Source organism: Martinezella lusitana, assembly GCF_016901135.1.
In the GTDB taxonomy this organism is placed as follows: Bacteria; Pseudomonadota; Alphaproteobacteria; order Rhizobiales; family Rhizobiaceae; genus Rhizobium; species Rhizobium lusitanum_D.
Genome location: NZ_JAFEVL010000045.1, coordinates 1,034,188 through 1,047,308, shown reverse-complemented (window position 1 = coordinate 1,047,308; position 13,121 = coordinate 1,034,188). Strand labels below are relative to the sequence as shown.

Here is a 13,121-nt window from a genome sequence, read left to right as displayed (position 1 = left end):
AGGCGTGGCTGGCCGGATCGTCGCCGACGATGACAACGGCAAGCCCGGTCCTAACACCGGTCTCCGTCTCTAGCCCGCCGGCGGCAACCTTCACCGCCTCGATCACCGAAGCCGCCGCAATCTTTCCGTCGATCACTGTCGCGAGCGTCATCACTCACCCCATCCGCTCGGATGCATAGCTTCCGGGGCTTGCCGGGAAGACAATGGTGCGGTTGCCGTTGAGGAAGGTGCGGTAGTGGATATGCGCATGGATGGCGCGGGCCAGCACCTGGCTCTCGACATCGCGGCCGATCGAGACGTAATCGTCGGCCGACTGCGCATGGGTGATGCGGGCCGTATCCTGCTCGATGATCGGACCTTCGTCGAGATCGGCCGTCACGTAATGCGCCGTCGCCCCGATCAGCTTCACGCCGCGCTCATAGGCCTGCTTGTAGGGGTTGGCGCCCTTGAAACTCGGCAGGAAGGAATGATGGATGTTGATGATGCGGCCCGACATCTTCTGGCACATCGAATCTGACAGGATCTGCATGTAGCGGGCAAGCACGATGAGTTCGGTGCCGGTCTGCTCGACCACCTCCATGATCCGTGCTTCCGCCTGCGGCTTGTTGGCCTTGGTCACCGGAATATGGTGGAAGGGGATGTCGTGGTTGACCACGACTTTCTGGTAATCGAAATGGTTGGAGACGACGCCGACGATGTCGATCGGCAGCGCGCCGATCTTCCAGCGGTAGAGCAGGTCGTTGAGGCAATGGCCGAAGCGCGACACCATCAAGAGCACCTTCATGCGCTTCTTGCCATCATGGATCTCGGCCTCCATCACGAACTTCGCGGCGACCGGTTTGAAGCCCTCGACCAGTGCCTCCAAGCCGACCCCTTGCTCGGAGATGAAGGAGACGCGCATGAAGAACTTGCCGGTGTCGAGATCGTCGAACTGGCTGGAATCGACGATGTTGCAGCCCTGGTCGGCCAGATAATTGGCGATCGCCGCAACGATCCCGCGCGTCGACTGGCACGATACAGTCAGTACATAGTTCTTCATGGTGATCTTCCTCCGCCGTCCCGGCCAAAAATCCGCGCCCGCGCCGGAGCTTGATACTCCAGCGCATGCGCTTATTCGGGCAATCGTCCGCTCCGCACTCAGATATCAAGCGTGCTGTCGCGCTCCCACTGCGTGAAATGCGAGCAGTAGGCGTTCCATTCCTGATGCTTGAGCTTCAGATAGGCGGCTGAGAATTCCGAGCCGATCGCCTCCTTCAGGCCCTCGTCCTCATCATAGGCCCGCAGCGCATCGAGCAGGTTGAGCGGCAGGCGCGGCGCATCCTTCACCAAATGACCCTCCGCATACATGTCGATATTGTGATGCGGGCCGGGATCGGCCTTGTTGCGCAAGCCGTCGAGGCCGGCCGCGATGATGATCGCCTGGAGCAGATAGGGATTGACCGCCCCATCAGGCAGGCGCAGCTCGAAACGGCCGGGACCGGGCACACGGACCATATGGGTGCGGTTGTTGCCGGTCCAGGTCACCGTGTTCGGCGACCAGGTGGCGCCCGATGTCGTGCGCGGCGCGTTGATGCGCTTGTAGGAATTGACTGTTGGATTGGTAATGGCTGCCAGCGACGAGGCGTGCTTCATGATGCCGCCGAGGAAGTGCCTCCCTTCGGCCGAAAGGCCGAATTCCGCTTCCCTGTCGGCAAAGACGTTGGTCTTGCCGTCATTGCTCCACACCGAAATATGGCAGTGGCAGCCATTGCCTGTAAGACCCTTGAAGGGCTTCGGCATGAAGGTGGCGCGCAATCCGTGCTTTTCAGCGACGGACTTGACCATGAACTTGAAGAAGGAGTGCTTGTCGGCGGTCTTCAAGGCATCGTCGAACTCCCAGTTCATTTCGAACTGGCCGTTGGCGTCCTCGTGATCGTTCTGATAGGCACCCCAGCCGAGCTCCAGCATATAGTCGCAGATCTCGGCGATCACGTCGTAGCGGCGCATGACGGCCTGCTGGTCGTAGCAGGGCTTTTCGGCGGTGTCGTATTCGTCCGAAATCTTCGAGCCATCTGCAGTGATCAGGAAGAACTCGGCTTCGACGCCGGTCTTCACCCGCTTGCCTTCGGCCTCAGCCTCCTTAACGAGTTTCTTCAGCACATTGCGCGGCGCCTGAGCGACCAACTCGCCTTCCATCATGCAATCGGCAGCAACCCAGGCGACATCCTTCTTCCATGGGAGCTGGATAACGGAGGACGCGTCCGGCACGGCGAAAAGATCGGGATGGGCGGGCGTCATATCGAGCCAGGTGGCGAAGCCGGCAAAGCCAGCGCCCTCTTCCTGCATGCCGGCAATCGCCTGCGCCGGCACCAGCTTGGCGCGCTGGCCGGCAAAAAGATCGGTATAGCTGATCATGAAATATTTGATGCCTTTGTCTTTCGCAAAAGCAGCAAGGTCCAGTGTCATTCTCGTTCCCCTTTGGATTTCTCAGAGACACTTCGGTTTATGCGTGAAGCCGCCGGGCTGTTCGGCCCGGTCGGAAAGTCAATAGCCTCCCTTGCCTGGATACCAGTTCGTGCCGGCAAGCGGAATCTGCGCCATGGCGGCAGCCTCCATCGTCAAAGCACACAGGTCTTCCGGCTCCAGATTATGCAGATGGTTCTTGCCGCAGGCGCGCGCGATCGTCTGGGCTTCGAGCGTCATGACCTTGAGATAATTGGCAAGACGACGTCCCGCCGCGACCGGATCGAGCCGCGCGGCGAGCTCCGGATCCTGGGTGGTGATGCCGGCCGGATCCTTGCCTTCGTGCCAGTCGTCATAAGCGCCGGCAGTCGTGCCGAGCTTCTGATACTCTTCCTCCCAGCGCGGATCGTTGTCGCCGAGCGCAACGAGCGCCGCCGTGCCGATGGCAACTGCATCGGCGCCAAGCGCCAGCGCCTTTGCCACGTCGGCGCCGGAGCGAATACCGCCGGAGATGATCAGCTGCACCTTGCGGTGCATGCCGAGATCCTGCAGCGCCTGGACGGCCGGACGAATGCAGGCAAGCGTCGGCATGCCGACATTTTCGATGAAGACGTCCTGGGTCGCGGCCGTGCCGCCCTGCATGCCGTCAAGAACGACGACGTCGGCGCCAGCCTTTACCGCCAGAGCCGTATCGTAATAGGGACGAGCACCGCCAACCTTCACGTAGATCGGCTTTTCCCAGTCGGTGATCTCGCGCAGTTCCATAAGCTTGATTTCAAGATCGTCGGGACCGGTCCAGTCCGGGTGACGGCAGGCCGAGCGCTGATCGATACCCTTCGGCAGATTGCGCATGTGAGCAACGCGGTCCGAAATCTTCTGGCCGAGCAGCATGCCGCCGCCGCCTGGCTTTGCGCCCTGACCGACCACCACTTCGATCGCATCGGCACGGCGCAGATCTTTCGGGTTCATACCGTAGCGCGAAGGGAGATACTGATAGACGAGGGTCTGCGAATGGCCGCGCTCCTCGTCGGTCATGCCGCCATCGCCGGTCGTCGTCGACGTGCCAGCAAGCGTGGCGCCGCGGCCGAGCGCTTCCTTGGCATTGCCGGACAAGGCGCCGAAGCTCATGCCTGCAATGGTGATCGGGGTCTTGAGAGTGATGGGTTTCTTGGCAAAGCGGCTGCCGAGAACGACTGTCGTATCGCATTTCTCGCGATAGCCTTCGAGCGGATAGCGGGAGATCGACGCACCGAGGAAAAGCAGGTCGTCGAAATGCGGCACCTTGCGCTTCGTGCCGGCACCGCGAATGTCGTAGATGCCGGTCGCCGCCGCACGGCGGATTTCGGCCAGGGTATGGTCGTCGAAGGTTGCTGATTTGCGTGGCGGCGTAAAAGGATTGTGATAGCTCATGATGTCTCTTTCGCCTCAATACGCGTCGGCATTGTCGATGTTGAAATTATAGAGTTTGCGCGCCGATCCGTAACGCTTGAACTCTTCCGGCCTGACACCGCTGACGCCTGCCTTGTCGAGAAGCTCGGCAAGCTTCTCTAGATGCTCCTGGCGCATTTCCTTCTCGATACAGTCGGAGCCGAGGCTCTTGACCGAGCCGCGAACGAAAAGCTTTGCCTCATAGAGGCTGTCGCCCAACGCATCGCCCGCGTCGCCGAGCACGACCAGATGGCCTGATTGACCCATGAAGGCGGACATATGGCCGATATTGCCGTGCACGACGATATCGATGCCCTTCATAGAGATGCCGCAACGGGACGCCGCATTGCCCTTGATCACCAAGAGCCCGCCCTGGCCGGTTGCCCCTGCATATTGGCTCGCATCGCCTTCGATGACAACGGTTCCCGACATCATGTTTTCAGCGACACCAGGGCCGGCGGAGCCATGCACGGTGACGTTGCCGCCATCGTTCATGCCGGCGCAGTAATAGCCGACGGAGCCCTTGATATCGACGGTGACGGGCGCATCGATGCCGACGGCGACGGCATGATGGCCGCGCGGATTGACCACTTCGAAGGCAGTATCATTGGCACCAGCCGCAAGGCTGTGGAGCATGCTGTTAAATTCGCGCAGCGAGGTAACGGATAGATCGAAAACTGGCATGAAAGAACTCTCTCGATTGCGCCAAGACTGGATTAGGCGGCCTTTTCGTGATCCCAGAAATAGACGGTGGCCGGTTCGGGTTCCCAGATGCGGGCATCCTCGATGCCAGGCAGGTTTACGAGCGCACGATATTCGGAGCCGAAAGCAACATACCGATCAGTTTCGGCCATGACGGCCGGCTTGCAGGCGATCGGATCGCGAACGACGCCAAAGCCGGACTTCGTTCCGACGACAAAGGTGAAGAAACCGTCGAGATCGCTGAGCGCGCCGGTCAATGCCTCGCCAAGGTCCTTGCCCTTGGCCATCTCTGCCGTCAGATAGGCGGCGGCGACTTCGGTGTCGTTCTGCGTCTCGAAGGTCATGCCCTCACGCACGAGCTCGCGGCGCAGGTTGTTGTGGTTCGACAGCGACCCATTGTGAACAAGGCATTGATCGGAGCCGGTGGAGAATGGATGGGCGCCGAGCGTCGTAACGGCCGATTCCGTTGCCATGCGGGTATGGCCGATGCCATGCGTTCCGGACATGGAGGTGACGCCGAAACGGGAGATGACGTCCTTCGGCAGGCCGGTCTCCTTGTAGATCTCAATGGCATCGCCGCTGCTCATCACCCGAACGTCGGGCCGCAGGGTCACGATCGCCGCCCGGCCGTCGTCGAGCTTGTCCTTCGCCAGCGTGATCACAGCATGGGTGCTTTTGACCTCGACCGACACCGGCGCATCCAGCGCGCGCCTCAGATCGTGCTCGAGGCCGTCGAAGTCCTTTGCCGGGCTGGCCGATTGGATTGTGATCTTCGCCTTGTTGCCATTGGCGCCGCCGTAAATCGCAATGCCGGCGCTATCAGGCCCGCGATCGGTCATCGTGACAAGCATGGACGAAAGAAGCGAGCCGAGCTCAGGCTCGAGGCTTTTGTCTTTCAGGAAGAGACCCACAATTCCGCACATGATCAGACCCTCCATTTCGCGTCTGCAAAATGGCTATCAGGTCTATTTTCAGATTTCAACCCAAAAGAATATTATTTTCTTTTAAGGCAAGTTATTCGCTCTTGCCGCGCTGTGGATAGCTGATGATCGACAGGTATTTGCTCGGCAGTTTCACCAAGACTTCCGGGCCGTGCGGCGCGTCGGCGTCAAAGAACAGGCTATCGCCGGGCTGCATCGGGAAGAGTTGGTCGCCATGGCGATAGATCACCTCGCCTTCGAGCATATAGAGGAACTCCATGCCCTCGTGCTGGAAGGTCGGGAAGACATCGGAATCGGCCGTCAGCGTGATGAGATAGGGCTCGACGATGACGCCGCTGGAATTGTTGTCGATATGGCCGAGCAGATTATATTGATGGCCGGCGCGCGTGCCGCGTCGTTCAAGCTCTATACCCTGCCCCGCCTTGACGAAGACCGCATTGCGCGGCTCCTCATAGCGACGGAAGAAGGCCGTCAGCGGCACGCCGAGGGCACGGGAGAGCGATTGTAGTGTCGTCAGCGACGGCGAGATGTTACCGTTTTCGATCTTCGAGAGCATGCCGAGGGAAATACCGGTGGCCGCGGCCAGGTCCGTCACAGTTATGCCGAGCTTCTTGCGATAGGCGCGCACCTCGTGACCGATCGCCATTTCGAGATTGTTGACCTTCGGTTCGCGAACCGCATGCGGATCCTGCAAGAATGCTGGTCGCGCAGTATGCGGATGGTCCTCGCTCGACGTCTTGTTCGGCTTGGTCTTCATTCACGATCCTTTTCCGGTCTTGCCCTATTGCATCAACTCTATCTTCCCAGTGAAATTTTCTCAACTGCGACGAAAACTACGTCTTGCGCGTTTCGCTCGGCGCCATACCGTAAAGGTTGCGATAGGCACGGGAAAAGTGGGCGCCGCTGGAAAAGCCGGTGGCTACAGCGATTTCGGAAATCGAAAGCGGGCTCTGTTCAAGCAGCCGCCGGGCGTGCTGCAGCCTGATGCGGCGATACTGATCGAGGAACGTCGAGCCCAGATGCGCAGCAAACAGCCGGTCGAGATGGCGCGGCGTAACGCCGGCGATCCGCGCCATCGCCGTGCGGTCGAGCGGCATCTCGATCGTCTCCTCCATCTTCTCCAGCACGCTCAAAAGACCGGGATGGTGGACGCCGTAGCGCTCGGCCAGCGACCCTCGCTGCGGCGCCGTCGGCTCACCGACCTCGGTGTGCAGATACCAGTCGCTGACGCGGCGAGCGAAATCCGGCCCCATGCGCTCGGAAATCAGCACATGCATCATGTCGAGCGGCGCGATACCGCCGCCGCAGGTGATGCGGTTGCCATCGACGACGAAGCGCGCCTGGCGCGGTGACAGAGCCGGAAAAGCCTCGAGCAGCGCCGGGGCGTGTTCCCAATGGATGGTGAAATCGCGGTCTGGCAAAAGACCGGCGGCGGCGAGCAGGTAGGGACCGCCCGATATACCGCCGATCCGCACTCCCTCGCGCGCCAATTGCCTCAGGCAGGTCAGCACCGCCGGATAGTGCCAATCTCGTGGCGAGCCGCCGGCACAGACGAAGATCGTTGCAAGCCCGGAGCCACGGCCGGGAAGCGCTACCGCCGGCACGGGCACGCCTGCGGACGACAATGCCGGCGCACCATCCGGCGAGAAAGTCGATAATCGGTAGATCTCGCGGCCGGCCAGCAGATTGGCGGCGCGTAACGGCTCGCTCGCCGAGGCATAGGACATCAGCGCGAATCCCGGGATGAGGATGAAGCCGATATGCTGGACGTTTTTCGCATCGATCGAAGACATGTCCCATTTCTATCGAAATATGTCCTGAATGGGCAAGTCGCCATTTCCCGCTCTGTCATCATGCAAGCAATTCCACTTGGATCCACCCATGCGCTATTCCGCTCTCTCCATTTTCCTCAACGGTCTTCGCGGCAATGCCGGCTGGGCTCCCGCCTGGCGTCAGCCCGAACCGAAGCCGCATTATGACGTCATCATCGTCGGAGGCGGCGGCCATGGGTTGGCGACGGCCTATTACCTTGCCAAGACCTTCGGCATCACCAATGTCGCCGTGCTGGAAAAGGGCTATCTCGGCTCCGGCAATATCGGCCGCAACACGACGATCATCCGATCGAACTATCTGCTGCCGGGCAACAACCCATTTTACGAGCTGTCGATGAAGCTCTGGGAAGGGCTGGAGCAGGATTTCAATTTCAACGCCATGGTCTCGCAGCGCGGCGTGCTCAATCTCTTCCATTCAGATGCGCAGAGGGATGCCTATACGCGGCGCGGCAACGCCATGCGCCTGCACGGCGTCGATGCCGAATTCCTCGATCGGGAAGCCGTTCGCAAGAAGCTGCCCTTCCTTGATTTCGACAATGCGCGCTTTCCGATCATGGGCGGCCTGTTCCAGCCGCGTGGCGGCACGGTGCGCCACGACGCCGTCGCCTGGGGTTATGCTCGCGGCGCCGATAGCCGTGGGGTCGACATCATCACCGGCTGCGAGGTGACCGGCATCCGCAGCGAGAACGGTCGGGTTGTCGGCGTCGAGACCACGAAGGGCTTCATCGGTTGCGGCAAGCTGGCGCTGGCGGCGGCCGGCAACTCCACCGTCGTCGCCGATATGGCCGGGCTGCGCCTGCCGATCGAAAGCCATGTGCTGCAGGCCTTCGTCTCCGAAGGCTTGAAGCCGTTCATCGATACCGTCGTCACCTTCGGGGCGGGGCATTTCTACGTCTCGCAGTCGGACAAGGGCGGTCTCGTCTTCGGTGGCGATATCGACGGCTACAATTCCTATGCGCAGCGCGGCAATCTTGCGACCGTCGAGCATGTCGCCGAAGCCGGCGTCGCCTTGATCCCCTCGCTGACCCGCGTGCGCTATCTGCGCAGCTGGGGCGGCGTCATGGACATGAGCATGGACGGCTCGCCGATCATCGACCGCACCCATATCGACAATCTCTATCTGAACGCTGGCTGGTGCTATGGCGGCTTCAAGGCCACGCCGGCCTCCGGCTACTGCTACGCCCATCTGATCGCCCGCAACGAGCCGCATGAAACGGCACGGGAACTGCGGCTCGACCGTTTCCGGCGCGGCTATCAGCTCGATGAAAAGGGCGTCGGCGCCCAGCCCAACCTGCATTGAGGACATGACGAGATGGCGAGCCTGATTTCCTGCCCTCATTGCGGCATCCGCCCGAAGGAGGAGTTTACCATCAAGGGCGACGCAAGCCTTGCGCGTCCGAGCCCGGATGCCGATCCCGACGCCTGGTACGACTACGTCTACCTGCGGGACAATCCGAAAGGGCAGCACAAGGAATATTGGCACCATTCCTCCGGCTGCCGCCGCTGGCTGATCGTTGAGCGCGACACGGTCACGCACAAGGTCCACGACGTGAGCGACGCAGCGCTCACCAAGCTCGGAGATCTGGCATGACCAGCTTCCGCCTTTCTTCCGGCGGCCGGATCGACCGCTCCAAGAGCATCCGTTTCAGCTTCGACGGTACGGAGCTGACGGGCCACCCCGGCGATACGCTTGCCTCCGCCTTGCTTGCCAACGGCATCCAGCTCGTCGGGCGCAGTTTCAAATATCATCGGCCGCGCGGCATCCTGACGGCGGGGGCCGCCGAACCCAACGCGCTTGTCACGACAGGCACGGGCGGGCGCACGGAAGCCAATAGCCGTGCCACGATGATCGAGCTGCATGACGGGCTGATCGCGCGCAGCCAGAACCGCTGGCCCTCGCTCGGCTTCGATATCGGCGCTGTCAATAGCCTGCTCTCGCCGTTCCTCAGCGCCGGCTTCTACTACAAGACCTTCATGTGGCCCGCCGCCTTCTGGGAGAAGGTCTACGAACCGCTGATCCGCAAGGCCGCCGGCCTCGGCAAGGCTTCCTATGAGGCCGATCCTGATTCCTACGAGAAATGCTGGGCGCATTGTGATCTGCTCGTCAGCGGCGCCGGCCCCGCAGGGCTTGCCGCTGCGCTGACGGCGGGACGCGCCGGCGCGCGTGTCCTGCTTGCTGACGAAGGCTTTGCCTTGGGCGGCAGCTTGCTTGCCGATCGTGAGTCGCCGCTTGGTGACATCCTAGTGGAGCTCGAAAGCCTGCCAAACGTCCAGTGCCTGCCGCGCACGACCGTCATCGGCTGGTACGACGACAACGTCTTCGGCGCGGTCGAGCGCGTGCAGAAGCATGTGGCAGCGCCCGATGCGCACCGACCGGTCGAGCGCCTTTGGCGCATCATCGCCAAGCAGGCCATTCTTGCCACCGGCGCGGAAGAGCGCCCGCTGGTTTTCGGCGGCAACGACATTCCGGGCGTCATGATGGCAGGCGCCATGCGCAGCTATCTGAACCGCCAAGCGGTCGCACCGGGCAACCGGACCGTTGTCTTCACGACGAACCGGTCGGGCTACCAGACGGCAGCCGATCTTGAGGCCGCTGGTGTCGAGGTCGCCGCCATCGTCGATAGTCGCTTTGAAGCCCGCGAGAGCTGGAGCGGCAAAGCTCCCGTGTTGTCCGGCGCGCGCATCATCGATGCCCATGGCGGCAAGCAGCTGCGCCGAGTGAGCATTGCGACAGCCTCGGGTACACAACATATCGAGGCGGATGCGCTCGCCATGTCCGGCGGCTGGAGCCCGATCATTCACCTCGCCTGCCATCGCGGCGGAAGACCGGTCTGGTCCGACAAGCATGCAGCCTTCCTTGCCCCGGAAGGGCAGGAAGGATTGTTCATCGCGGGCTCGGCTGCCGGTCTTGCCTCGATAGACGCCTGCCTCGGCGATGGAGCGGTCAAGGCGGCCGAGGCGCTGGAGGCGATCGGCTTTGCCAAGGTCGAGCCGGCTTTTGCGCCGGCGGAAGACGCGCAGGCTTCCGCCTCGCCGCTGTGGTCCGTCAAAGGTGCCAAGGGCAAGGCCTTCGTCGATTATCAAAACGACGTCCATCTGAAGGACCTCGGCCTCGCTGTGCGCGAAGGCTATGGGCATGTCGAGCTAGCCAAACGCTATACCACCAACGGCATGGCGACCGATCAGGGCAAGCTTTCCAATATCAATGCCATCGGCATCCTTGCCGAGGCCCGTGGCGTCTCGCCTGCCGACGTCGGCACCACGACATTTCGGCCCTTCTACACGCCGGTTTCCTTCGGCGCGCTCACCGGCGCGTCGCGCGGCAAGCACTTCCAGCCCGCGCGCAAATCACCGCTGCACGGCTGGGCAAAGAAGAATGGCGCGGTCTTTGTCGAGACCGGGCTCTGGTATCGCTCCTCCTGGTTTCCCCGCGAGGGTGAAAAGAGCTGGCGCGAAAGCGTCGACCGGGAGGTGCTGAATATCCGGAAGAGTGCCGGCATCTGCGATGTCTCGACGCTCGGCAAGATCGAGATCTTCGGCAAGGACGCGGCGACCTTCCTCGACCGCATCTATTGCAACGGTTTTGCCAAGCTGCCCGTCGGCAAGGCGCGTTACGGCATCATGCTGCGCGAAGACGGTATGATCTACGATGACGGCACCACAAGTCGCCTCGGCGAAGAACATTTCTTTATGACGACAACGACTGCGCTTGCCGCCGGTGTGCTGACCCACCTGGAATTCTGCGCCCAGACACTTTGGCCTGAGCTTGAGGTCTACTTTGCCTCATCGACCGATCAATGGGCGCAGATGGCGGTCGCAGGCCCGAAATCCCGTGCGATCCTCGCCAAGATCGTTGATGAAGACATTTCGGATGCAGCCTTCCCTTTCATGAGTGCACGCGCGGTCACGCTGTTTGGTGGCAAGCTCGAAGGCCGGCTTTTTCGCATCTCGTTTTCAGGCGAACTTGCCTATGAGCTCGGCGTGCCCGCCGCCCATGGGGAGGCCATTGCCGATGCCATCATGCAGGCAGGGCAACAATACGATATCTGCCCCTATGGCGCAGAAGCGCTCGGCGTCATGCGCATCGAAAAGGGTCATGTCACCCATGCTGAGATCAACGGCACGGTGACGCCTGGTGATCTTGGCTTTGCTCGAATGGTCTCCACAACGAAGGCCGATTTCATCGGCAAGGCCATGCTTGCCCGCGAGGGCCTTCAGGCGTCCGACAGGCCTCGCTTGGTCGGCGTCAAGCCGCTCGATCCGGCGACCAGCTTCCGCACCGGCGCCCATATCCTGGCGGATGGCGCGGCAGCAACGCTGGAAAACGATCAGGGCTATGTCACCTCGAGTGCCTTTTCGCCGAGCTTCGGCCATACGATCGGTCTCGCACTGGTCAAGAACGGTCCGGAGCGGATCGGCGAAAAGGTCTTGATCTGGAACGGCCTTCGAAACGAATTCACCGAGGGGCAGCTCTGCAGCCCTGTCTTCATCGATCCTGAAAACGAGAAGCTCCATGCCTGACCTTCCCGAAAAAAAGCCGGCTCTTGCCGGCAAAGCCATCTCGCAAGGTCCGGGCATCCGGCTCGAAGCCCTGCCCGAGGGTCATCTGCTGCATGTGATGGGAGCGACGACGACCGAAGGCCTCGAAGCATATCTTTCCACGGCTGGCATCAAGGACAGCTCGGTACGTCCGGCCGGATATCGGCAATGGTTCATCGCCGGCAACGACGTGCTTCCCAACGCTCTTGTACAGGATCTTTCCAATACCCTCGCCGATGGCACCTTCGTTTCGGACCAGAGCCATGGCCGCGTCCGCATCGGCGTCTCCGGTCTGCGTGCCGCCGAATTGCTGAGCAAGGGCACGGCTATCGACCTTCATCCGTCGGCCTTCCCGGAAGGGCGGACGGCCATGACGCTCTTCGGCCATATATCGGTACAGGTCACACGCATCGGCACCGGTGATTTCGAGCTGACCGTGCTGCGCAGCTTTGCGGAATCTCTCTACGAAGAGCTTGAAGCGCTGGCACTATCGCTGGGTTCCGCGCGCGTTGCATCCTGAACCATCGGGTATCGAAACGAACGGCTCTGCGCCAGAGACATCAGGCGCTGGCGGTCCTTTTCAACAATCTATCGGCGGCCAGGTTCAGGCATTCCTCAAACGCCGTGAGATCGAGAAAGAGCTGATCCGGCGCCACCTTCCGCGTAATGATCGCGCCGTTGCGCGCCGCGATACCGCCGTCGAGCATCAGATTGTCGGCCATGTCGAAATTTTCCAGCGCGAAGCCATCAGGCCCGCGATGGCGGCCGTCGGGACCGAGGCGGACTTCCCCACCATAAAACTCGCTCACCCGCTCGAAATGATTCTCGGTGCAGTTGGAAAAGGCAAATGCCGGGCAGCCGCGGGCACACATGAAGCCCAGCTCGAAAGCAGTGCCGATGTCGGCCGCAACGCCGCGAAACGGCGTCAGATTGGCAATGATCAGATCGGCGCTCGACATCAGGCTCTCGTTGATGGCGCTGATGGCGAGACCGCGCTGATGCCTCGTTTCTGTTTCCGGGACGGCCAGATCGCCGGGGGAGACGGGGGTAAAGCCATAGCTGCGCGCCAAGGCAATCTTGCGGTCGAGGACTTCTCTCGCATTGGGAAGGAACACTTCAGGACCTGCCAAATATGCTCTCAATGCTTTGCCTTTCCGACAAAATGTTGCACCACGGAAGCTGCGGAACCATATGAGGCATATGACCGATTCAACGCTCTCGCGCCATAGCGAAACGC

12 protein-coding genes and 1 pseudogene are annotated in these 13,121 nt (G+C 61.4%); 4 read left to right on the top strand and 9 right to left on the bottom strand.

Going from position 1 to position 13,121, the window contains the following annotated elements; genetic code table 11:
* From JTP94_RS20625 to JTP94_RS20590, 8 genes and pseudogenes are all read right to left on the bottom strand, one after another.
* A pseudogene (locus JTP94_RS20625) lies at positions 1-151 on the bottom strand (bifunctional methylenetetrahydrofolate dehydrogenase/methenyltetrahydrofolate cyclohydrolase); the annotation flags it as partial.
* Between the two features lie 3 nt (positions 152-154).
* Positions 155-1,039 (bottom strand): formyltetrahydrofolate deformylase, encoded by an 885-nt coding sequence (gene purU / locus JTP94_RS20620; protein ID WP_204852294.1) that lies wholly within the window; start codon positions 1,037-1,039, stop codon positions 155-157.
* A gap of 98 nt (positions 1,040-1,137) precedes the next feature.
* Positions 1,138-2,445: a type III glutamate--ammonia ligase gene (gene glnT, locus JTP94_RS20615; RefSeq protein WP_204852293.1), complete on the bottom strand. Its 1,308-nt coding sequence runs from the start codon at positions 2,443-2,445 to the stop codon at positions 1,138-1,140.
* A gap of 78 nt (positions 2,446-2,523) precedes the next feature.
* Positions 2,524-3,852, bottom strand: coding sequence for an FMN-binding glutamate synthase family protein (locus tag JTP94_RS20610; protein ID WP_037197545.1), 1,329 nt, complete (start codon positions 3,850-3,852; stop codon positions 2,524-2,526).
* A gap of 15 nt (positions 3,853-3,867) precedes the next feature.
* Positions 3,868-4,554, bottom strand: a complete 687-nt coding sequence (locus JTP94_RS20605; protein ID WP_037197544.1) for a GXGXG domain-containing protein — start codon at positions 4,552-4,554, stop codon at positions 3,868-3,870.
* A 32-nt stretch (positions 4,555-4,586) separates the two neighbouring features.
* Positions 4,587-5,495 carry a glutamine amidotransferase family protein gene (locus tag JTP94_RS20600; RefSeq protein WP_204852292.1) on the bottom strand — a complete coding sequence of 303 codons (909 nt, stop codon included), beginning with the start codon at positions 5,493-5,495 and terminating at the stop codon, positions 4,587-4,589.
* 91 nt (positions 5,496-5,586) lie between these two features.
* On the bottom strand, positions 5,587-6,270 hold the full coding sequence (locus JTP94_RS20595) for a helix-turn-helix domain-containing protein (protein WP_204852291.1): 684 nt from the start codon (positions 6,268-6,270) through the stop codon (positions 5,587-5,589).
* Between the two features lie 76 nt (positions 6,271-6,346).
* Positions 6,347-7,306 (bottom strand): GlxA family transcriptional regulator, encoded by a 960-nt coding sequence (locus tag JTP94_RS20590; RefSeq protein ID WP_204852290.1) that lies wholly within the window; start codon positions 7,304-7,306, stop codon positions 6,347-6,349.
* Positions 7,307-7,394: 88 nt separating this feature from the next.
* Between JTP94_RS20590 and JTP94_RS20585 the strand changes: the two genes are divergently transcribed.
* Genes JTP94_RS20585 through JTP94_RS20570 form a run of 4 tightly spaced genes read left to right on the top strand, consistent with a single transcriptional unit; the run spans position 7,395 to position 12,404 of the window.
* Positions 7,395-8,645 carry a sarcosine oxidase subunit beta family protein gene (locus JTP94_RS20585; protein ID WP_204852289.1) on the top strand — a complete coding sequence of 417 codons (1,251 nt, stop codon included), beginning with the start codon at positions 7,395-7,397 and terminating at the stop codon, positions 8,643-8,645.
* Positions 8,646-8,657: 12 nt separating this feature from the next.
* The gene (locus JTP94_RS20580) at positions 8,658-8,936 is read left to right on the top strand and encodes a sarcosine oxidase subunit delta (protein ID WP_204852288.1); all 279 of its coding nucleotides are present in this window, start codon (positions 8,658-8,660) and stop codon (positions 8,934-8,936) included.
* Positions 8,933-11,866 (top strand): sarcosine oxidase subunit alpha family protein, encoded by a 2,934-nt coding sequence (locus JTP94_RS20575; protein ID WP_204852287.1) that lies wholly within the window; start codon positions 8,933-8,935, stop codon positions 11,864-11,866. The genes JTP94_RS20580 and JTP94_RS20575 overlap by 4 nt, the downstream gene beginning before the upstream one ends.
* Positions 11,859-12,404, top strand: coding sequence for a sarcosine oxidase subunit gamma (locus tag JTP94_RS20570; protein ID WP_204852286.1), 546 nt, complete (start codon positions 11,859-11,861; stop codon positions 12,402-12,404). The genes JTP94_RS20575 and JTP94_RS20570 overlap by 8 nt, the downstream gene beginning before the upstream one ends.
* Before the next feature lie 40 nt (positions 12,405-12,444).
* Here JTP94_RS20570 and JTP94_RS20565 read toward each other — a convergent pair whose 3' ends face one another.
* Positions 12,445-13,026 carry a nucleoside 2-deoxyribosyltransferase gene (locus tag JTP94_RS20565; RefSeq protein ID WP_204852285.1) on the bottom strand — a complete coding sequence of 194 codons (582 nt, stop codon included), beginning with the start codon at positions 13,024-13,026 and terminating at the stop codon, positions 12,445-12,447.
* Positions 13,027-13,121: the final 95 nt, after the last annotated feature.